The organism is Pseudomonas sp. TSRC2-2 (assembly GCF_049897785.1).
Classification (GTDB): Bacteria; Pseudomonadota; Gammaproteobacteria; order Pseudomonadales; family Pseudomonadaceae; genus Aquipseudomonas.
The window spans coordinates 15,100-31,078 of the sequence record NZ_JAFCWZ010000018.1 but is presented as its reverse complement, the minus strand read 5'-3'; the positions used below and the strand labels follow the sequence as shown (position 1 = coordinate 31,078).

Here is a 15,979-nt window from a genome sequence, read left to right as displayed (position 1 = left end):
CCGGGCAACAAAAAGCCCGCTGTAGGAGGCGGGCTTATCACGCCACTCGGTAGGACGAGTGGTTATATGTACTTCTTCGTTCTGGAGAACGATATGACGCACCCGAAAAATAGCACCGGACATAACCGGATGCAACAGCAGATGCTCACCACGCATTCGGATTTCTACCACCAAAGCGTCAGCGCAGACGGCATTCACTCGCGTCCTCTTCTTGCTGTTCAGGCCGGGCAAGACTGCGAGGAGGCTTTGAATTCAGCCTCGATGCTGCTCGGCGCGGTCGATGAAATCATGACAGCGCTCACTGATGAAGGGATGGAAACGAACGCCATCTACGGCCTCCGCCTTATGGTTGAGGTCTCGAAAGCTCTGGTGGACTCAACTACCAATGCCGTGATGCATGCCAAAAGCCAAGGCGGTGCCCAATGAGCGCGCCGGTATCGATCGACGTAATTGAAGCGCAGCGCAACCACCGGGCAGGCCTTGGTGCTTACCACCTGGCGAAACTGCTTCGCGAAAACCATGGGACGGGCGACACCGCCGAGGAACGTGCCCTTTCACCGAACGAGGAATACGGGGTACTGCTGGCGCTTGAGTTCATCACCTACGCCCTGTACTCGACGCTCGAGCAGCAGATGCTTGACGCAGAAGCTGCGGAGGTACGGTCATGACTTCGATTCCTGTTGGGATTTCCGTTGGTCGCCTCAAGATCGAGGCCGAGGCAATGAGTCAGGCCGGCTACTTCGTTGATGCGCTGGCGAAGTTCATCGGCACAGTGGGCGCCCATGACCCGGAGCTGTGCGACCAGGCACTTGACGGTTACGTGGTTGGTGGCTTGGCGGCAGGCCTGCGCCTGATCGGCAGCGAGCTGATGAACCGTGGTGATGAGTTCGCCACGCTCATTGCCAAGTCCGAGAACGCCGGGGGAGGTGTTCAATGAACCTGACCCCCTTCAATTTCAGCGGCGCTGAGATCCGCGTGATCACCGATGCCCAGGGTGAGCCATGGTTTGTCGCCAAGGATGTCGCCGATCTCCTCGAGTACTCGAACCCTCATGAGGCGGTCCGCACTCATTGCAAGGGAGTGAGGGAAATCCTCATCCCTTCCGCAGGCGGCGACCAGATGACGAAAATCATGCCTGAGCGGGATGTTTACCGACTGATCATGCGTTCGAAGATGCCAGCGGCGGAGGCCTTCGAAGAGTGGGTGGTGGGCGAGGTGCTGCCGAGCATCCGCAAGACCGGTGGCTACCAACGAAAATTGAGCCCGGCCGAGCAATTGCTCGCTAACGCCCAGCTGCTGGTGGACATGGAGCGCCGCCAAGATCAGACCGAGCAAGCGGTGGCGGGTATCGAAAACCGTGTAGCCCAGGTCGAGAGCGTCCGCTACCTCGACTCGCGGCCGGCCGGCTTCGAATCCATGACCACCATCCGCGAGCGTATCAACTTGCGCCATGGCATCCCGCCGTGGGTGGTCAACGCCGTGATGCGCGATGTCCCCGGCGCGCCACTGCCGTTCGCCATGGTGCGCAGTGCCCACGCCGACGACGGCGCCCAGCCATACGCGATCTGGCCAACAGCCGACATCACCCGTCGCTTCGACCGGTTCGTTGACGAGTGCACTTTCGTCACGGCCGAGCGAGCCACCCACCCCGATATTCAGCAAGGCCGGTTCAAGCTGCGCCAGAGGACTTCCTCATGAACACACCACACAGCAATACCGAGCAGCTACCCGCCGGCTTCAATCTGGTGCGCGAACTCGTCCGCATAGCACAAAAGCCCGGCGCCAGCATGAGCACCAGTCTCATAACTACACGCCGTATCTGTCGGGTATTCAGTGAGCGTTTCGATGCAATCAGTTCGGAGAGACGAGCGTTTCGTCGCGAAGCGGGCAAGTTGCGTCATCACCTTCCCTTCACCGCAAACAAGATCCATGAGCTCCAGGAGCAATCAAGTCAGCATCGCAAGCAGCAGCTTGATGATTTGCGAAAAGTGCTGGCTGCCTTTGGCCGATCATTGATGCTGGACACCGAGGGGCTCACGGCAGGCCTGGGCTTTGACCGCCTGTGCGACCTGCTGGAGGTCAACATTGTCGAGCGTGAGAAGGCAAGGAAGGCTGGGGACACGTCGGTCTCGGATCTGGTGTTTGGTCATGCGGTTGAGGAGAGTGCTGCCCGCCGGGGGCAAGAGTGGAACGACACGCCGCTGTTCAATGCTTGCCACCTTGCTTTTTCAGACTTCCTCAAGGAGTGCCCTCGTGATCTGTTGCCTGATCCGTTTGCACCAGGTGCGCCATTCGGTCCAAAGCTGCCGCCGTCGCTGACGGTAGTCAGAGGAGGTAAACCCCAATGACCACCACCAAAACAACTACCGGAATCCCGGTAGTTTCGCCAGCCACTGCCGAGGTGGTCGCCGGCCCCTGGCCCAGCTATTCGAACTGCCGCCATCTGCCAGAGCGTGATCGCTGGGTGATGTACGGATCGGCGAAAGCGCTCCGCCAAGCGCTGGAGGATCAGGGGCTGGTGATGGCTGAACCTTATGACGCCTTCGTTCGTCGTGTGACTGGGGAGCTGGATCTATGAGCATCATTCGCGCCCCTCGCCCCGAGGGGAACTTCTATCTGTTGAACAAAGCGATCAGTGAGGACCGCCGGCTTAGCTGGGCAGCACGCGGGGTGCTGGTGTTCCTGCTCGGAAAGCCCGACCACTGGGAAATCTCTGTGGCGCACTTGCGTGGCGAGACGGCCAAGTCTTCGAAACCTACCGGCCGGGACGGTGTTTACGGCCTCCTGCAAGAGCTGATCAGTGCCGGCTACGTACGTCGCCACCAGGGTCGCTCTGACTCGGGCGTGCTGGGCGAGATCAATTATTTGGTGTCCGAATCACCGCTTCCGGAAGAACCGTATCCGGCTTCACCGGAAACGGCTCAGCCGTATACGGCAAATCCGACACTAGTAAGTATTGAAGATAAACAAGAACTGAATAAAGCAGTAAGTATTGAAAAACCTATGGGCGAAGAAGGGCTAGCTGAGGCCTTTGAAATGTTCTGGAAGCTGTACCCGAACAAAAAAGCCAAGGCGAACGCTCGCAAGGCCTGGGACAAGCTCAAGCCAAGCACCGAACTACGACAAACCCTGATGACCGCATTGGGCAGTCACCGCCTTTCCCGAGATTGGACGAAGGACGACGGGCAATACGTGCCGATGGCTTCGACCTGGCTCAACGGAGAGCGCTGGACGGACGAGTTGGTACCGGCGTCCGCTGCGAAAAATTCGGCCTATACCGACCTTCCCAAGCACACCGAAGAAATGTACCAAGGAGGCGGCAATGGCCCAGCGTTCTAATTTCCGCCGCCAGCCTGAGCAGCGCACCTTCGCCGGCGATTGCCCGGTCCACGGCGCGATTGATCGCTCCGAAATTGAACAGTTCGATGGATCTATGGCCGTGCGCCCGTGCAAGCAGTGCCAGTTCCACGGCCTGCGCGTAGCGCCTCGCTCCAGTGAGGAGCATTTGCTGGCGCTGGCCAACCTGCAAGCGGAAAGCGTTAACAGCGCGCTTGTGGGCTCTGGCATCACCCCTCGGTTTGCCGATAGCACTCTCGCGACCTACCGGACCCCGACACCAGCCATGACCTTGGCGCTGGAAACTTGCCAGGGCTACGCCGACAACTTCGGTGAACATTTCCAGGCGGGCCGCAACCTGCTGCTGTGCGGGAACGTCGGTAACGGCAAGACGCACCTGGCCAGCGGCATCGTCCAGCAAGTCATACGCCAGCACCGGGCCGTGGCGGTGATCACCACCGCCTCCGAAATCATCCGCGTCTTCAAGCGCTCGATGGACCGAAATGCCGGGTACACCGAGGGCGACGTGATCAACGAACTGGCGAGTTTCGACCTGTTGGTGATCGATGAGGTTGGCGCCCAGGCTGGCACTCACTACGAGCTGTCGGTCCTGCATGAGGTGCTTGACCGCCGGTACAACCTGGTCAAGCCGACCGTGCTGATTTCCAACCTGCCGGCCACGTCGAAACAGGGGGCAGACGGTAAATCGACACCAAGCCTCGAGCAATACATTGGTGCCCGGGCACTGGATCGGCTGCGTGAGAACAGCGCGTTGCTGGTCGGCTTCACCTGGGCCTCGGCACGGGGGCGCGTATGAATCCGCAGGATAGGTATTACCGCCTTGAGGCGGAGCAGGGCGTGCTGGGCGCGATAATGATTGCCTCGCTCAATCAAAGCGCCGGAATGCTGGACGAGATCGTTTTGCAGATGAAGTCGGGAGACTTTTGGCACGAAGATAACGCGGCGCTGTTCGATGTGATTTGCGACTGCCATGCGCAGCGGATGCCAGTTGACGCAGTGACTCTCGGGTCAATACAGCGCTACCTGCCAAGCGGGGCATCCACCCTGCAATACACCATCGATATTTGCCGGGGTGTTCCGTCAGCTGCTAACTGGAAGAGTTACGCCCAGACCGTTAAGAAGTGGGCGCTGGTGCGCCAGTTTCGTGACCTCGGGCGCATCGTTGACACCTGCGTCGATGATGATCTTCCGGCGGATGAAATCCTTGATCAGTGCGGCCTGGCGCTGTCAGACCTGCGAGACCTGCAAGCATCCGGCAAAGCCGGTTACAAGCGCATGAGTGACGTGTTGCCGGCGGTGCTCGACCACATGGACGACGTACTCAACGATCGAGCGCCACCGAAGCTATCCACCGGGCTTGCGGATCTCGACAAGCTGATTGGCTTCCTTCGCCAGAAATCGATGGTCGTGATAGGGGGCCGACCTGGTAGCGGCAAGACGATGCTGGGCCTGCAGATCATGAATCACGTTGCCACCCAAGGTCGCGGCGTAGGACTGGTTGTCAGCCTCGAAATGCCGGGCGAGCAACTGACGCTGAGGACGATCGCGAGTCTGGGCGGCGTAGATCTGCGCCGGATGGATGAGGTCAAGTGCCTGGAGCAGGAGGAGTGGACACGGATCGGCGTCGCGGCCGGAAAAATCAAAGATGCTGATCTCTACCTGCTGGACACGCCCGGGCTGACGATGCCGGCGATTCGCGCCGAAGCGCTCAAGCTTCGGCGCGAGGTCGGGCTGGACATCCTGATGATCGACTACGTGCAAATCGTAGGGAGTGATGGGAAGTCGCAGAACCGGGCGGATGCGGTGGCCAAGGTGTCCATCGCAATCATGAACCTCAGTCGAGAGCTCGCGATTCCGATACTGGTGCTTGCTCAATTAAACCGTGGCCCCACCAATCGGACCAACAAGAAGCCGCAAGCGAGCGACCTCAAGGAGAGTGGCCAGATCGAGCAGGATGCGGACGCGGTGATCTTGGTGCACTACGACCGAGAGTCTGAAATGGGAGAACAGGGAGTTACTGAGCTGATCCTCGACAAGGGACGTCAGGCGGAAGCTGGCTCATGCCTGGTACAGCGCCAAGGTCAATTTGGCCGTTTCGTAAACTTTGCGGGCCGCGAGCCCACCCAAGAAGAGGTGGAGATCGCTCGCCCCTTCTCCGAACAGTACAAGGGGAGGAAAAAAGCATGATCGAGATGAAACAGATGTTCCGTCGATTGACCGGCTTTAAATTTGAAAATCTCACCAGTTCGCGGCAATGCCCGCCGGAGAAACCTTGCGCGACTACTGACGAAGCAACCAACTGCGAGGTTTCAAAGCCGCCATTGTTAGAACCGGGCAGCGCAATCGTCCTCCCGAAAGGTGCAGTAGTGGTGAAGGCACCTAAATACCCGGAAGCCGAGCGCATTGCCGCCTCGATCCGTGACTTTCCAGATGATTGGGCCTGGGCGCGGAAGGGGTACGACATCCTGCACGTGCCGAGCGGTTTCCGGCTCTGGGTCGCGAACGAGGACTACGGCCTTGCCGAGGTGCATGAAAACAACGGTAAGACGGACTTCTCGAAAGCAGAGCAGCAAATCATTTGGCCCGCGGTCAAGGACTGGCTGGGCCACCGGAAGACTGTTTTTACTGGGCGCCCGCCAAAGGCGACCATCATCGGCCGCGATTCCACCTACTGCTGTTTTGCCAAAGGCAGGCCATGGATGGGCATTGGCAGTTCGCCGGCGGCCGCGTATCGAGCGTGGAACCTCGCGCTTTCCGCCCAAGCCCGGAACAACATGAATACCAACGAATATCTGAAAGTCTCGAGTGCCACGCTATGAACAACGTAACGGCGGCGCTGCCGCGCAAAAGCCTGACCCCAGTCGAGTGCCAGTTCCTGAAACAGGGCAATCGCCTGCTGCTGGAAAAGACCAATGGCCGAATCGGCTCGGCGGCTTTCATGGACATCATTGCCGACTGGCACGCGTCCCGCGCCAATCTGGGCTTCGAGGACTTCGCCCGGCGCTGGATCACCGAAGGCAACGCAAAAAACAAGATCGCTGACAAGCTGCTGCGGGAGCTGTTCGGCATGGATGAGCCAAACCCGAGGAAGGCAGCATGAAAAAACGAACGTACGTGGGTAAGGCGCTGGGCGATACCGAATGGCTTCTGGAGCAGTGGGGCTTCTGGCGCATGGACGGCATGGGAGTGCCGAGCTACGTGTCGCCGCTGTATGCCCTGATCCGAGACAACACGCCGTGCACTGGCGGTGTGAAGGAATACAGCCTGACTGATGACCTGGCGCTGATCGTCGACGGTGCGGTTGCCCGCCTGATCAATCGAGATACGCAGATGGGCGACTTCATCTGGCTTTACTTCGGAGCCAAGTGGCCTGCTCTGCGAATTGCTCGGGCGGCCGGGATTGGGGAAGCCAAAGCGAGGGAAGTGATCAAGGCCGGTGTTGCTTGGGTTGACTGCGCACTGGAGCGAGTTCGAGAGGCTGCGTAAAAAAATCTTTCCACGCGGATAAACACCTGTTTTCATGGCACCGTGTTCAGCTTTTCAAGCGCGACACAGCAGACAAAGCCCGGCCATTGCGTCGGGCTTTTTTGTGCCAAAAATTTGATGTGGGCGTTAGCCATAGCCAGGGTGGGCCTTCGGGCGGGGCCTGGACGCGGTATCGCCGGTTTGTCACGCGTTACAGAAGAACACCGGCAGCCAACGCACCCTAGTCCTCGATTGTGCTTGCGGGGTGGCACTGGCGGGCAGCGTGGGAAGACACGCACGTTATGCGAATGATCAAAGCCCGGCGGAAACGTGCAGGGGAAACAGTCAGCGTGGGGACTGGAGGGAAACGCCACGACAGCGATCTGACAGGGTCGCCATTCGCACCCATTCCAAGGCTCGCCATATCCGGGCCTTCTTCATTTCTGGAGCACGGTAATGTCCGAAGCAGAGAATCAGGCCGTTCAGTTTGTGGTTGACGCAGTGGTCGGAGGGAATCTTGATCGGCTCGAACGAGGCCTCGTACGTCTCTCGCAATTGCCCGGGTATGAATTTTCCACCGTCACCGGCCAACTGCTGAACACCGAGCAACGCGCTACCTTCTCTTCGATCTGCTTTGGTACCAGGAGCCCGTTCTTCCACCGTGACGGATACGTCTTCGGTGCGGCGTACACCTCCGGCGTTTTCCTCTGCGAGAACGCACACCCGGCCGGCGCAGGGTTGCCGTTCGCGGAGGTTTGTGCAGCAGTCGAGAAAGCGCGTGGCGAGCATGACGAGATGGTGCTGAAGAAAGCGCTCGGGTTGAAGGCTGCGCTCGAGGAAATGGAAGATTTGCTGAAGCGACACTCGTTTGCAGATTCCAAGCTGACCAGCCTGGCGCATGTCGAACTGTACAAGGGACAAGCTCTGCTTCTGGCAGCGCTGAACCCAGTCAGCCACTAATTCACGGCCCGAAACCACGGGCCTTTCGTTTTCGGCTCTCCACACCCGTCGCTCTGCGTTCGGCGTGCAATGGGCCAGATCTTCATGGAGCGACGATGGACCCTACTGACCTCGGCCCAGGCACAGCTACCTGGCTGGGCGGTACCGGAACCGTATTGCTGGGCGCCTTCCTTTGGTTGCGCAAGTTCCTCTCGAAGGATGCTGCAGACCGGGCGATGGACAACGCCGATATCGGCACCGTCCGCCGCCTGAACGAACTCCTCGACTCAGAGCGAACCGCCCGGAAGGAAGCGGAAGCCCGTGCCGATCAGTTCGCGAAAGAGCGCAACGATCTGGCCGCCTCGGTCGGGCGTATGGAAGGAAAGATCGAAGCACTGACGAGCCAGGTCGCCCAGCTCACCGCCACGGTAACCACGCAGAGCGAAGAGATTGCCCGCCTGCGAATGAAGCTGGGAGGCATGAACTGATGGACAGATGCGCAATGGAATTCATTGCTCGCCGCTGGTGGCGTCGGGCAGAGATCTGGGTGATCGCCGCGCTGCTGCTCGCCGGCGGTCTGATCCTCGGTTACCAGGCCGGCGTGTGGTCAGCCAGTAGTGAGCAGACCAAGCAGCTCGCTGAGGTGCGCGCCGCCTACGACGCCGCACTGGGCAAGCGTGACGTTCGCCTCAACAGCCTGGCCGAGAAGACGCAGGACGCCGCAGTGAAGGTGCAAGAGGCATCGAACTCGGCAGTGCAAGCGGCTGACACCGCCAGCAAGGCAGCAGAGAAGGTCAACGAAGCCGTCGAACGGCAAACACCATAGGTCGCGACACGTTTTCGCGAGCCGTTAAATCGTGTCGCGACACCTCGACTACTAATTGTTGTACTGGCGATACAAGTCGATCAGCGCGGTCTCATACTGGACCGGCGTGAGCTTGTCTTTCAGTACCGCCATCACTTCCTGGGCACCGCCCACAACCGTTTCAGCGTCTTTGTTAGATCGGGCTGCCCATTCCCGTGCGGCCCGGACTATCGATTGTTCATCGATGCGGTCGGTCATTGCGGAGTTCCTTGTAAGTGAATGTCACTCCCAACCATACCCCGAAACCCGATTCGTCAGGACTTTAATCATGAGCAGCATCAGCGCCGAGTACTACCAGATCAAGGGAATGGTCAGTGACATGCCGGCCGATGAGCAGGCCGAAGTTGCGCGCGTCGAAGCTCAGGTGATTGAGATAGCCAACTCCTCACAAGCAGCAGCTCTCGGTGTGATCCTTGCCTCGATCAAACTTTCGCTGGAGCCGTGATCATGGGGCACGCCTTCGAATGTGCCGGGTGTCGTCACATCAAGACAGAGGCGGTGCCGTACTACGGTAGCGGCCTGATGTGTGAATCCTGCCGACGATCACTGATGCCTCCGCTCACAAGTGAATGGCACGGGCTTCCCTCACCGCCGCCGTTTCGGAACCCTAACGCGTCGGTGATGCCAAGCGCCGGGGCGCTGTGGATCGTGCTGGTGTTCTTCATTGGTGTAGCGGTAGGCGCCAAGATGACAGGAGGCTGGTAGTGGCTAATACCTCACCGTGGCACCACCTGTACAAGACCAAAGAGTGGTACAGGCTCCGCTGGGCACAGCTTCAGGCTGAGCCGCTGTGTCGTCGCTGTGCTTCGCAGGGAAGGACTGTCGCCGCGATCATCGCCGACCACGTCAAGCCGCACCGTGGCGACGTCACGCTGTTCTTCGATGGGACCAACCTGCAAAGCCTGTGCAAGCTCTGCCACGACAGCGCCAAGCAGAGAGAAGAGAAGTCAGGTGTTGTGGTCGGCTGTGACGTGAACGGATTGCCCATCGACCCTAACCATCATTGGAACCGGTCGAAGCGATGAGACGAGAAGGAATCTCGGCTATGGCGCCCGAAATGTGCGGCACGTCACTGCCCCACGGGGGAGGGGAAAAGTTCAGGATTTCCCCACATAGGACCGCCCTCGACCCTCTTTACGCAAAAAGCCAGAATTGGAGAGTTTTTTTTGAAGGGAAGAACCCCCGCCCCGACGACCCAGAAAAAGGTCACCGGCACTTTGCGTGCCAGTCGGGAAAACAAGCGGGAGCCTCAGCTCGCGGTCGCATCATATCAGTCGGCGCCGGCCTCGATGACTGCCGAGGGCCAGGCGGTGTGGAAAATATTCTGCCCGCTCGCCGCGTCAATGGGCGTGCTCACTGAAGCCGATCTGCAAACGCTTGAGCGTCTATGCGAAGTCGCCGCCGAGGTTCGCCGATTGACCAAAGTTATTTCCGAAGAGGGCCATACCTATTCGACCGATGCCGGGCTGATAAAAGCGCACCCGGCCGTCGCGATGGCGGCTGACGCCGACCGCCGGCTGCTCTCTTACCTTACCCACTTCGGCATGACACCCGCCGCCCGATCCAAGGTCCAGGCCATTGGCGAACCTCCAAGCAAAGACCCGGAAGACGAGTTCTTCAATTGAGGTCAAGAAGGTTTCCTATGCGGTCGACCCAGTAACGGCTTGGGCTCAGGAGGTTTACGCCGGCAAGGTGTTGGCCGGTCCAGATATTCGAAACGTCTGTGGTCGCCACTTACGAGACCTTGAAGATGGGCCGAAGCGCGGGCTGACCTGGGATCTCGAAAAAGCCAACCGGGCTATCCGGTATTTCAAGACAGTGCTGAAGCTCAACGGCGGCGAGCACGAAGGTTTGCCGTTCGTTTTGCTGCCTTGGCAGGCGTTCATCGTCGGTTCGATATTTGGCTGGATGGCTCCCGACGGCTTCCGGCGATTCCGCACCGTGTACATTGAGTCGGGAAAAGGCTCTGGCAAGTCGCCGCTGGCAGCAGGCATCGGCCTCTACTGCCTGACCTCAGACAACGAGCCGCGCGCTGAGGTCTATGCCGCAGCAACGAAGCGCGATCAGGCAATGATCCTGTTCCGGGATGCGGTGGCGATGGTCGATCAGTCGCCGGCGCTGATGAAGAAAATCAAGAAGTCGGGCCGAGATGAGAAGGTCTGGAACTTGGCCTACTTGGCAACCGGATCGTTCTTTCGCCCGATCAGCTCCGACGATGGGCAGTCTGGTCCGCGTCCGCATTGCGCTCTGATCGACGAGGTCCACGAACACAAGAACAACAAGACCGTCGAGTTCATGCGAGCGGGCACCAAGGGCCGGCGCCAAGCGTTGATCTTGATGATCACCAACAGCGGGCACGACCGTAATTCGGTTTGCTACAGCTATCACCAGCTCGGCGTGAACGTCTGCGAGGCTGGTGCCAAGGGTGTGACCAAGCGGCACCGGCACTTCAACGACGGTTTCTTTGCCTTCATCTGTTCGCTGGATAAAGGCGACGATCCGTTCAAGGATGAGAAGTGCTGGGGCAAGGCCAACCCATCGCTGGGCCACACATTTCAGCCGAAGTATCTGCGTGAGCAGGTGACCGATGCGAAGGGTATGCCGGCCAAAGCGAGCACTGTCCGCCGCCTGAATTTCTGTCAGTGGGTGGACGCAGCAAACCCATGGGTTGATATCGACACCTGGTTGTCTTGCTGTGCGAAGTTTGACCCCGAGAAGCTGGCCGGCGAAGCCTGCTATGCGGGACTCGACCTTTCAGGCAAGCGCGACCTCACGGCGCTGAACCTGTACTTCCCGGAACAAGGGAAATCAATCGCTGAGTTCTGGACGCCCAAGGACACGATGCTCGACCGCGCCGCGATCGATGGCGTCCCGTATGACGTCTGGCTTGAGGATGGACACATCCACGCACCGCCGGGGAAGGCAATCAACTATGCCTTCGTCGCTAAACGCCTGGGCGAGCTCGCCGCGAAGTACGACATAAAGGCGCTGGCCTTTGACCCGTACCACATGACCTATCTGGAGATAGAGCTGGAGGCCCAGGGGATTGAGCTGAACCTGGTCCCCCATGGACAAGGTTTCCGGCCGGCGCGCGAGTCGAACCTCTGGATGACCCACTCCATTGACCTGGTGGAGGACCTGATCCTCACCGGGCAGATTCAGGTATTGGAAAACCCATGCCTGACCTGGAACGTCGCGTCAGCCGTAATGGAGGCCGACGCTCAGGAAAACAGATGCTTTTCGAAGCGAAAACGAACTGGCCGGATCGACGGCGCAGTTGCCTTGGCTATGGCCGTGGGCGCAGCAGAGCAAAGAACCGTGACGCAGAACCTTGATGACTTCCTCAATCGACCGATGAGCATGTAATGGCAGATACCGACTACAGCATTGACCTGCGCACTCGCAGCCCATTCTGGGCGCGCTTGGCGAGCTTCTTTGTCGGCGGTCGCTTGTCGACGCCAGAGAAGGGTTCGCAAACGGGGCCAGTATCCGCCACAGGCCAGGTCGGCGACTCGGCCGTAACGGACGAGCGCTCCCTGCAAATCGCTACAGTCTTCGCCTGTGTTCGGCTTATCTCCAGCGTCACCGCGTGCATGCCATTGGATGTGTTTGAAACGAAAGGGGAGGACCGGACCAAGGTGGGATTGGACCAACCGCTGGCCAGACTGTTGAAGTACCGACCAAACGATTTCATGACGGCCTTCGACTTTCGCGTCGCGATGACCATGCAGCTCTGCTACTACGGCAACGCGTACGCCCTGATCGAGCGCAACGGCGTCGGTGATGTCATCAGCCTTGTGCCTCTGATGTCGGTGAACATGGACGTTCGCCTTGAGGGGAAGCGAATCGTTTACCGGTATCGAAGGGATACCGAGTACGCCGACTTCAAGCAAGCCGAGATATTCCATCTCAAGGGCTTCGGCTTCAACGGTCTGGTCGGCCTCTCGCCGATCGCCTTCGCCGCCAAGACAGCGAGCGTCGCTGTAGCGATGGAGGATCAGCAGCGCGACTTCTACGCCAATGGCGCGAAATCGCCTCAGTTGCTCATGACGGGCGATGGGAAGTTGCTCACCTCTGAGCAGCGCAACCAGACGGAGGCCAACTTCAAGGAGATCGCCGGCGGCCCGGTAAAGAAACGCCTATGGATCTTGGAGGGCGGGTTTACGACCCAGCCCATCGGCGTGAGCCCTCAAGACGCCGAAACGATGGCCGCCCGCAAGTTCCAGGTCAGCGAGTTGGCCCGTTTCTTCGGCGTGCCACCGCACCTGGTGGGCGACGTTGAAAAGTCTACAAGCTGGGGCTCTGGCATCGAGCAGCAGAACCTTGGATTCCTCCAGTACAGCCTCGACGCATACCTCGAGATCTGGGAGGGGTGCATCCTACGATGGCTTGTCAAACCGGCAGACCTTGGGCGAATCCACGCCGAGCACAACCGCGACGGATTGTTGAGTGGTGACTCGACTGCGCGGGCGAATTACATGAAGACCAAAGTGGACACGGGGCTTCTAACGATCAACGAAGGACGCCGCATTGATAACCGGCCACCACTGCCTGGTGGTGATGTCGCAACCCGGCAGTCTCAGAACGTGCCGCTTACCCAACTTGGCCAAACGAACCCCGCACCTAGCGGGGTTTAGTTTTTCTGGAGCTACCCAATGTCAAATATTCAAAAGACCTTGGCCTTTGATCAGGTCGAGATCAAGTTCGATTCGTCCGGAAAAAAGGGGACTTTCGAGGGCTACGCGAGCGTCTTCGGCGTGGTCGACAGCGACGGCGACATCATCCTGCCCGGCGCTTTCAAAAAAGCGCTATCGAGCCAAAGCCGTCAGGTTGGAATGTTTTTTAACCATCGCACTTGGGAGTTGCCGGTGGGCAAATGGCTGTCGCTCGAAGAGGACAGCAAAGGCTTGCTGACGCACGGCGAGTTGACCCCGGGCCTGTCGGTGTCCACCGATCTACGCGCGGCCATGGAGCACAAGACAGTCGAAGGTATGTCCGTCGGATTCACCGTCCTCAAAGACGACTTCGACATGATCGATACCGGCCGTGCTTTCAAAAATGTGCAAGCCCTTCGTGAGATCAGCATCTGCACCTTCCCGGCCAATGAACAAGCAACCGTCGAGTCCATGAAGAGCATGGAATCGATCACCACGATTCGCGACGTTGAGCACTGGCTGAGGGATTCGGCTGGGCTTTCGAAGTCGCAAGCCCTGGGCTTCATCGCCCGGTTCAAGTCCGCAGTTCGGAGTGATTCCGAAGGTGGCGAAATCACCGCGCTCTTGCAGCGCATCAAGTCCTTCCCATCTGTAGGAAAATAAACCATGTCCGAATTGGCCCAAATCCAAAAGGCGATCGAAGACGCGCAGAAGAACATGACCGAACTGTTCGATGCGCAGAAGAAAGAAATCAGCAGCACCGGCGAGATCAGCAAAAAGCTGCAGACCGATTTGCAAACCGTCCAGGACGAACTGAAAACCGCCGGCACTCGTCTGTTCGATCTCGAATCGAAGCTCGCTACCGGCAACCTCGACAACCCGGAAACCAAAAAGTCGTTTGCCGAACGTGCCGCCGAAGACCTCAAAAAAGGCTGGAACGGTTCCACGTCCGGCAAGGTTGACGTGAAAAGCTTCAGCAAAGCCCTGGGCGCTGGCGCTGCTTCGGCAGGCGCACTGGTTCAGCCGCAGCAGAACGCCGGCATCCTGATGCCAGGCCTGCGGCGCCTGACTATCCGTGACTTGCTGGCGCAGGGTCGAACTACATCCAATGCCATCGAGTACGTGCGCGAGAACGTATTCACCAACAGCGCCGCGCCGGTGGCTGAAGGCGCGCTCAAGCCGGAATCGCAGCTGACCTTCACGAAGGAAACGGCCAACGTCAAAACCATCGCCCACTGGATTCAGGCCTCGCGCCAGATCATGGACGATGCGCCGATGCTGGAGTCCTACGTGAACGGCCGCTTGCTGTTCGGCCTGGACCTGGTCGAAGAAGGCCAGCTGCTCAACGGTGACGGTACCGGCGATAACCTGATCGGTTTGAACCAGGTGGCTAGCGCCTACGACGTTGCGCTCAATGCCGCCGGTGACACCCGCGCAGACCAGATCGCCCACGCTATCTTCCAAACCAGCGAGTCCGAGTTCGAAGCGTCCGGCCTGATTTTGAACCCGCGTGATTGGCACGCGATCGCGCTGTTGAAAGACGCCGACGGTCGCTACGTCTTCGGTGGTCCAGCGGCCTTCGCGGCCAAGGTCATGTGGGGGCTGCCGGTGGTGGCAACCAAGGCTCAGGCACAAGGCACATTCACCGTCGGCGGCTTCGACCTGGCATCGCAAATCTGGGACCGCATGGACGCGACTATCGAGATCAGCAACCAGGATCGCGACAACTTCGTGAAGAACATGCTGACCATCCTGTGCGAAGAGCGTTTGGCGGTGACCCACTATCGTCCGACCGCGATCATCAAAGGCACTTTCACCCCTGCAGCATAACCACGGGAGGGGGGCAGGTAACTGCCCCGATCACAGCATGAAGACGATTCGCGCTCTGCGTCAGTTCTCGCACTATCACGCCGGCCACTTCGATCAATTCGAGGAGCGCCCGGTAACGGATGACATCGCCGAGGCTTTGATCAGTATGGATTTGGCCGAGGAAGTCGAAGCCGGCGGCGCTCCAAAAGAGAAGCCGACCTCGGTCAAGAAAGCGAAGGCAACCTAAATGATCGATCTGGCACGCGTGAAGCTCCACCTGCGAGTGGACGGCGACGACGAAGATTCGATCATCACCGGTTACCTCGAGGCCGCAAAGGCGCACGTGGCCATGCACTGCGATCGCGAGCTCGTCGAATCGGTGCCGACCGGGCCTGAGCAAATGGCTCTCACCCCGGACGTCGAGCAGGCGGTACTGCTGCTCGTTGGGCACTGGTACGCCAACCGCGAGGCCGTGGTGATCGGCACTATCTCATCGGCTGTTCCGCTGGCCGTTGACCGACTTCTCTGGCCAAGGAAGCGTTTCTGATGAGAGCAGGCCCGATGCGTCACCGGTGCGCCATCCATAAAGAGGTGCGCACCCCGAACGGTTCCGGCGGCTTCAAAGTCGTCTGGACTGAAGTTGGAAAACTGTGGGCTGAGATAACCATCCCGACCGGGCGAATTGCGCCGGTGGCCGAGCAGCTGAAGGCTGTGGTCACCGCCGAGATCCGCGTCCGGCCAAGGGCCGATGCCGTCGCAGGAAATCGCATCGTGCACACGGCGAAAGGAATCACCACCACCTACCTGATCGGCGCCGCGCTGATCGACAACGAGCACAGCATGCTCCGGCTGCTCTGCTCAAACGTTCCCAACCCTTAAGGGTGAATTT

General features: G+C 59.3%; 26 protein-coding genes. 25 read left to right on the top strand and 1 reads right to left on the bottom strand.

The window, feature by feature from the left end; genetic code table 11:
* The first annotated feature begins 66 nt into the window (after positions 1–66).
* The 15 genes from ACP7D9_RS28410 to ACP7D9_RS28340 all read left to right on the top strand — a co-directional run bounded on the left by ACP7D9_RS28410 (position 67) and on the right by ACP7D9_RS28340 (position 8,587).
* Positions 67–426, top strand: coding sequence for a DUF3077 domain-containing protein (locus ACP7D9_RS28410; RefSeq protein ID WP_426160294.1), 360 nt, complete (start codon positions 67–69; stop codon positions 424–426).
* Positions 423–668, top strand: coding sequence for a hypothetical protein (locus ACP7D9_RS28405; protein WP_426160293.1), 246 nt, complete (start codon positions 423–425; stop codon positions 666–668). The genes ACP7D9_RS28410 and ACP7D9_RS28405 overlap by 4 nt, the downstream gene beginning before the upstream one ends.
* Positions 665–937 carry a hypothetical protein gene (locus tag ACP7D9_RS28400; protein ID WP_426160292.1) on the top strand — a complete coding sequence of 91 codons (273 nt, stop codon included), beginning with the start codon at positions 665–667 and terminating at the stop codon, positions 935–937. The genes ACP7D9_RS28405 and ACP7D9_RS28400 overlap by 4 nt, the downstream gene beginning before the upstream one ends.
* Positions 934–1,698 (top strand): BRO-N domain-containing protein, encoded by a 765-nt coding sequence (locus ACP7D9_RS28395; protein ID WP_426160291.1) that lies wholly within the window; start codon positions 934–936, stop codon positions 1,696–1,698. The genes ACP7D9_RS28400 and ACP7D9_RS28395 overlap by 4 nt, the downstream gene beginning before the upstream one ends.
* Positions 1,695–2,348 (top strand): hypothetical protein, encoded by a 654-nt coding sequence (locus tag ACP7D9_RS28390; RefSeq protein WP_426160290.1) that lies wholly within the window; start codon positions 1,695–1,697, stop codon positions 2,346–2,348. The genes ACP7D9_RS28395 and ACP7D9_RS28390 overlap by 4 nt, the downstream gene beginning before the upstream one ends.
* Positions 2,345–2,578, top strand: coding sequence for a hypothetical protein (locus ACP7D9_RS28385; RefSeq protein ID WP_426160289.1), 234 nt, complete (start codon positions 2,345–2,347; stop codon positions 2,576–2,578). The genes ACP7D9_RS28390 and ACP7D9_RS28385 overlap by 4 nt, the downstream gene beginning before the upstream one ends.
* Positions 2,575–3,339, top strand: a complete 765-nt coding sequence (locus tag ACP7D9_RS28380; RefSeq protein WP_426160288.1) for a hypothetical protein — start codon at positions 2,575–2,577, stop codon at positions 3,337–3,339. Before ACP7D9_RS28385 ends, ACP7D9_RS28380 begins: the two co-directional genes overlap by 4 nt.
* Positions 3,323–4,153, top strand: coding sequence for an ATP-binding protein (locus ACP7D9_RS28375; protein ID WP_426160287.1), 831 nt, complete (start codon positions 3,323–3,325; stop codon positions 4,151–4,153). The genes ACP7D9_RS28380 and ACP7D9_RS28375 overlap by 17 nt, the downstream gene beginning before the upstream one ends.
* Positions 4,150–5,544, top strand: coding sequence for a replicative DNA helicase (locus ACP7D9_RS28370; RefSeq protein ID WP_426160286.1), 1,395 nt, complete (start codon positions 4,150–4,152; stop codon positions 5,542–5,544). The genes ACP7D9_RS28375 and ACP7D9_RS28370 overlap by 4 nt, the downstream gene beginning before the upstream one ends.
* Positions 5,541–6,176 (top strand): hypothetical protein, encoded by a 636-nt coding sequence (locus ACP7D9_RS28365; protein WP_426160285.1) that lies wholly within the window; start codon positions 5,541–5,543, stop codon positions 6,174–6,176. Before ACP7D9_RS28370 ends, ACP7D9_RS28365 begins: the two co-directional genes overlap by 4 nt.
* Positions 6,173–6,457, top strand: a complete 285-nt coding sequence (locus ACP7D9_RS28360; RefSeq protein WP_426160284.1) for a hypothetical protein — start codon at positions 6,173–6,175, stop codon at positions 6,455–6,457. The genes ACP7D9_RS28365 and ACP7D9_RS28360 overlap by 4 nt, the downstream gene beginning before the upstream one ends.
* On the top strand, positions 6,454–6,843 hold the full coding sequence (locus tag ACP7D9_RS28355; protein WP_076565708.1) for an antiterminator Q family protein: 390 nt from the start codon (positions 6,454–6,456) through the stop codon (positions 6,841–6,843). Before ACP7D9_RS28360 ends, ACP7D9_RS28355 begins: the two co-directional genes overlap by 4 nt.
* Positions 6,844–7,278: 435 nt before the next feature.
* Positions 7,279–7,782, top strand: a complete 504-nt coding sequence (locus ACP7D9_RS28350; protein ID WP_426160283.1) for a hypothetical protein — start codon at positions 7,279–7,281, stop codon at positions 7,780–7,782.
* Positions 7,783–7,877: 95 nt separating this feature from the next.
* The gene (locus ACP7D9_RS28345; protein ID WP_426160282.1) at positions 7,878–8,249 is read left to right on the top strand and encodes a chemotaxis protein; all 372 of its coding nucleotides are present in this window, start codon (positions 7,878–7,880) and stop codon (positions 8,247–8,249) included.
* A complete protein-coding gene (locus tag ACP7D9_RS28340; protein ID WP_076565716.1) occupies positions 8,249–8,587 on the top strand; it encodes a hypothetical protein in 339 nt (112 codons plus the stop codon). The genes ACP7D9_RS28345 and ACP7D9_RS28340 overlap by 1 nt, the downstream gene beginning before the upstream one ends.
* A 51-nt stretch (positions 8,588–8,638) precedes the next feature.
* On the opposite strand, the gene ACP7D9_RS28335 is transcribed toward ACP7D9_RS28340, so the two are convergent.
* Positions 8,639–8,824 carry a hypothetical protein gene (locus ACP7D9_RS28335; protein WP_426160281.1) on the bottom strand — a complete coding sequence of 62 codons (186 nt, stop codon included), beginning with the start codon at positions 8,822–8,824 and terminating at the stop codon, positions 8,639–8,641.
* 70 nt (positions 8,825–8,894) lie between these two features.
* Here ACP7D9_RS28335 and ACP7D9_RS28330 point away from each other — a divergent pair, with 70 nt between their 5' ends.
* The 10 genes from ACP7D9_RS28330 (at position 8,895) to ACP7D9_RS28285 (ending at position 15,969) form a co-directional block, all read left to right on the top strand.
* A complete protein-coding gene (locus ACP7D9_RS28330; protein WP_426160280.1) occupies positions 8,895–9,071 on the top strand; it encodes a hypothetical protein in 177 nt (58 codons plus the stop codon).
* A 259-nt stretch (positions 9,072–9,330) separates the two neighbouring features.
* Complete coding sequence (locus tag ACP7D9_RS28325) at positions 9,331–9,651, top strand: HNH endonuclease (protein WP_353188535.1); 321 nt, start codon at positions 9,331–9,333, stop codon at positions 9,649–9,651.
* 141 nt (positions 9,652–9,792) lie between these two features.
* Positions 9,793–10,251, top strand: coding sequence for a phage terminase small subunit P27 family (locus ACP7D9_RS28320; protein WP_076565723.1), 459 nt, complete (start codon positions 9,793–9,795; stop codon positions 10,249–10,251).
* On the top strand, positions 10,205–11,992 hold the full coding sequence (locus ACP7D9_RS28315) for a terminase large subunit (protein ID WP_426160279.1): 1,788 nt from the start codon (positions 10,205–10,207) through the stop codon (positions 11,990–11,992). Before ACP7D9_RS28320 ends, ACP7D9_RS28315 begins: the two co-directional genes overlap by 47 nt.
* Positions 11,992–13,263, top strand: a complete 1,272-nt coding sequence (locus ACP7D9_RS28310) for a phage portal protein (RefSeq protein ID WP_426160278.1) — start codon at positions 11,992–11,994, stop codon at positions 13,261–13,263. The genes ACP7D9_RS28315 and ACP7D9_RS28310 overlap by 1 nt, the downstream gene beginning before the upstream one ends.
* 18 nt (positions 13,264–13,281) lie before the next feature.
* Positions 13,282–13,944 (top strand): HK97 family phage prohead protease, encoded by a 663-nt coding sequence (locus ACP7D9_RS28305; protein WP_252885325.1) that lies wholly within the window; start codon positions 13,282–13,284, stop codon positions 13,942–13,944.
* A gap of 3 nt (positions 13,945–13,947) precedes the next feature.
* Positions 13,948–15,111, top strand: a complete 1,164-nt coding sequence (locus tag ACP7D9_RS28300; RefSeq protein ID WP_426160277.1) for a phage major capsid protein — start codon at positions 13,948–13,950, stop codon at positions 15,109–15,111.
* Positions 15,112–15,148: 37 nt separating this feature from the next.
* The gene (locus ACP7D9_RS28295; protein ID WP_353188540.1) at positions 15,149–15,337 is read left to right on the top strand and encodes a hypothetical protein; all 189 of its coding nucleotides are present in this window, start codon (positions 15,149–15,151) and stop codon (positions 15,335–15,337) included.
* Positions 15,338–15,637 carry a head-tail connector protein gene (locus ACP7D9_RS28290; protein ID WP_426160276.1) on the top strand — a complete coding sequence of 100 codons (300 nt, stop codon included), beginning with the start codon at positions 15,338–15,340 and terminating at the stop codon, positions 15,635–15,637.
* Positions 15,637–15,969, top strand: coding sequence for a head-tail adaptor protein (locus ACP7D9_RS28285; protein WP_076565740.1), 333 nt, complete (start codon positions 15,637–15,639; stop codon positions 15,967–15,969). Before ACP7D9_RS28290 ends, ACP7D9_RS28285 begins: the two co-directional genes overlap by 1 nt.
* The last annotated feature ends 10 nt before the right edge of the window (positions 15,970–15,979 follow it).

What these genes read in the sequence shown, in the direction of transcription:
- ACP7D9_RS28410 (WP_426160294.1), top strand. Translation starts at nt 67, where the DNA reads ATGTACTTCTTCGTTCTGGAGAACGATATGACGCACCCGAAAAATAGC.
- ACP7D9_RS28405 (WP_426160293.1), top strand. Translation starts at nt 423, where the DNA reads ATGAGCGCGCCGGTATCGATCGACGTAATTGAAGCGCAGCGCAACCAC.
- ACP7D9_RS28400 (WP_426160292.1), top strand. Translation starts at nt 665, where the DNA reads ATGACTTCGATTCCTGTTGGGATTTCCGTTGGTCGCCTCAAGATCGAG.
- ACP7D9_RS28395 (WP_426160291.1), top strand. Translation starts at nt 934, where the DNA reads ATGAACCTGACCCCCTTCAATTTCAGCGGCGCTGAGATCCGCGTGATC.
- ACP7D9_RS28390 (WP_426160290.1), top strand. Translation starts at nt 1,695, where the DNA reads ATGAACACACCACACAGCAATACCGAGCAGCTACCCGCCGGCTTCAAT.
- ACP7D9_RS28385 (WP_426160289.1), top strand. Translation starts at nt 2,345, where the DNA reads ATGACCACCACCAAAACAACTACCGGAATCCCGGTAGTTTCGCCAGCC.
- ACP7D9_RS28380 (WP_426160288.1), top strand. Translation starts at nt 2,575, where the DNA reads ATGAGCATCATTCGCGCCCCTCGCCCCGAGGGGAACTTCTATCTGTTG.
- ACP7D9_RS28375 (WP_426160287.1), top strand. Translation starts at nt 3,323, where the DNA reads ATGGCCCAGCGTTCTAATTTCCGCCGCCAGCCTGAGCAGCGCACCTTC.
- ACP7D9_RS28370 (WP_426160286.1), top strand. Translation starts at nt 4,150, where the DNA reads ATGAATCCGCAGGATAGGTATTACCGCCTTGAGGCGGAGCAGGGCGTG.
- ACP7D9_RS28365 (WP_426160285.1), top strand. Translation starts at nt 5,541, where the DNA reads ATGATCGAGATGAAACAGATGTTCCGTCGATTGACCGGCTTTAAATTT.
- ACP7D9_RS28360 (WP_426160284.1), top strand. Translation starts at nt 6,173, where the DNA reads ATGAACAACGTAACGGCGGCGCTGCCGCGCAAAAGCCTGACCCCAGTC.
- ACP7D9_RS28355 (WP_076565708.1), top strand. Translation starts at nt 6,454, where the DNA reads ATGAAAAAACGAACGTACGTGGGTAAGGCGCTGGGCGATACCGAATGG.
- ACP7D9_RS28350 (WP_426160283.1), top strand. Translation starts at nt 7,279, where the DNA reads ATGTCCGAAGCAGAGAATCAGGCCGTTCAGTTTGTGGTTGACGCAGTG.
- ACP7D9_RS28345 (WP_426160282.1), top strand. Translation starts at nt 7,878, where the DNA reads ATGGACCCTACTGACCTCGGCCCAGGCACAGCTACCTGGCTGGGCGGT.
- ACP7D9_RS28340 (WP_076565716.1), top strand. Translation starts at nt 8,249, where the DNA reads ATGGACAGATGCGCAATGGAATTCATTGCTCGCCGCTGGTGGCGTCGG.
- ACP7D9_RS28335 (WP_426160281.1), bottom strand. Translation starts at nt 8,824, where the DNA reads ATGACCGACCGCATCGATGAACAATCGATAGTCCGGGCCGCACGGGAA.
- ACP7D9_RS28330 (WP_426160280.1), top strand. Translation starts at nt 8,895, where the DNA reads ATGAGCAGCATCAGCGCCGAGTACTACCAGATCAAGGGAATGGTCAGT.
- ACP7D9_RS28310 (WP_426160278.1), top strand. Translation starts at nt 11,992, where the DNA reads ATGGCAGATACCGACTACAGCATTGACCTGCGCACTCGCAGCCCATTC.
- ACP7D9_RS28305 (WP_252885325.1), top strand. Translation starts at nt 13,282, where the DNA reads ATGTCAAATATTCAAAAGACCTTGGCCTTTGATCAGGTCGAGATCAAG.
- ACP7D9_RS28300 (WP_426160277.1), top strand. Translation starts at nt 13,948, where the DNA reads ATGTCCGAATTGGCCCAAATCCAAAAGGCGATCGAAGACGCGCAGAAG.
- ACP7D9_RS28295 (WP_353188540.1), top strand. Translation starts at nt 15,149, where the DNA reads ATGAAGACGATTCGCGCTCTGCGTCAGTTCTCGCACTATCACGCCGGC.
- ACP7D9_RS28290 (WP_426160276.1), top strand. Translation starts at nt 15,338, where the DNA reads ATGATCGATCTGGCACGCGTGAAGCTCCACCTGCGAGTGGACGGCGAC.
- ACP7D9_RS28285 (WP_076565740.1), top strand. Translation starts at nt 15,637, where the DNA reads ATGAGAGCAGGCCCGATGCGTCACCGGTGCGCCATCCATAAAGAGGTG.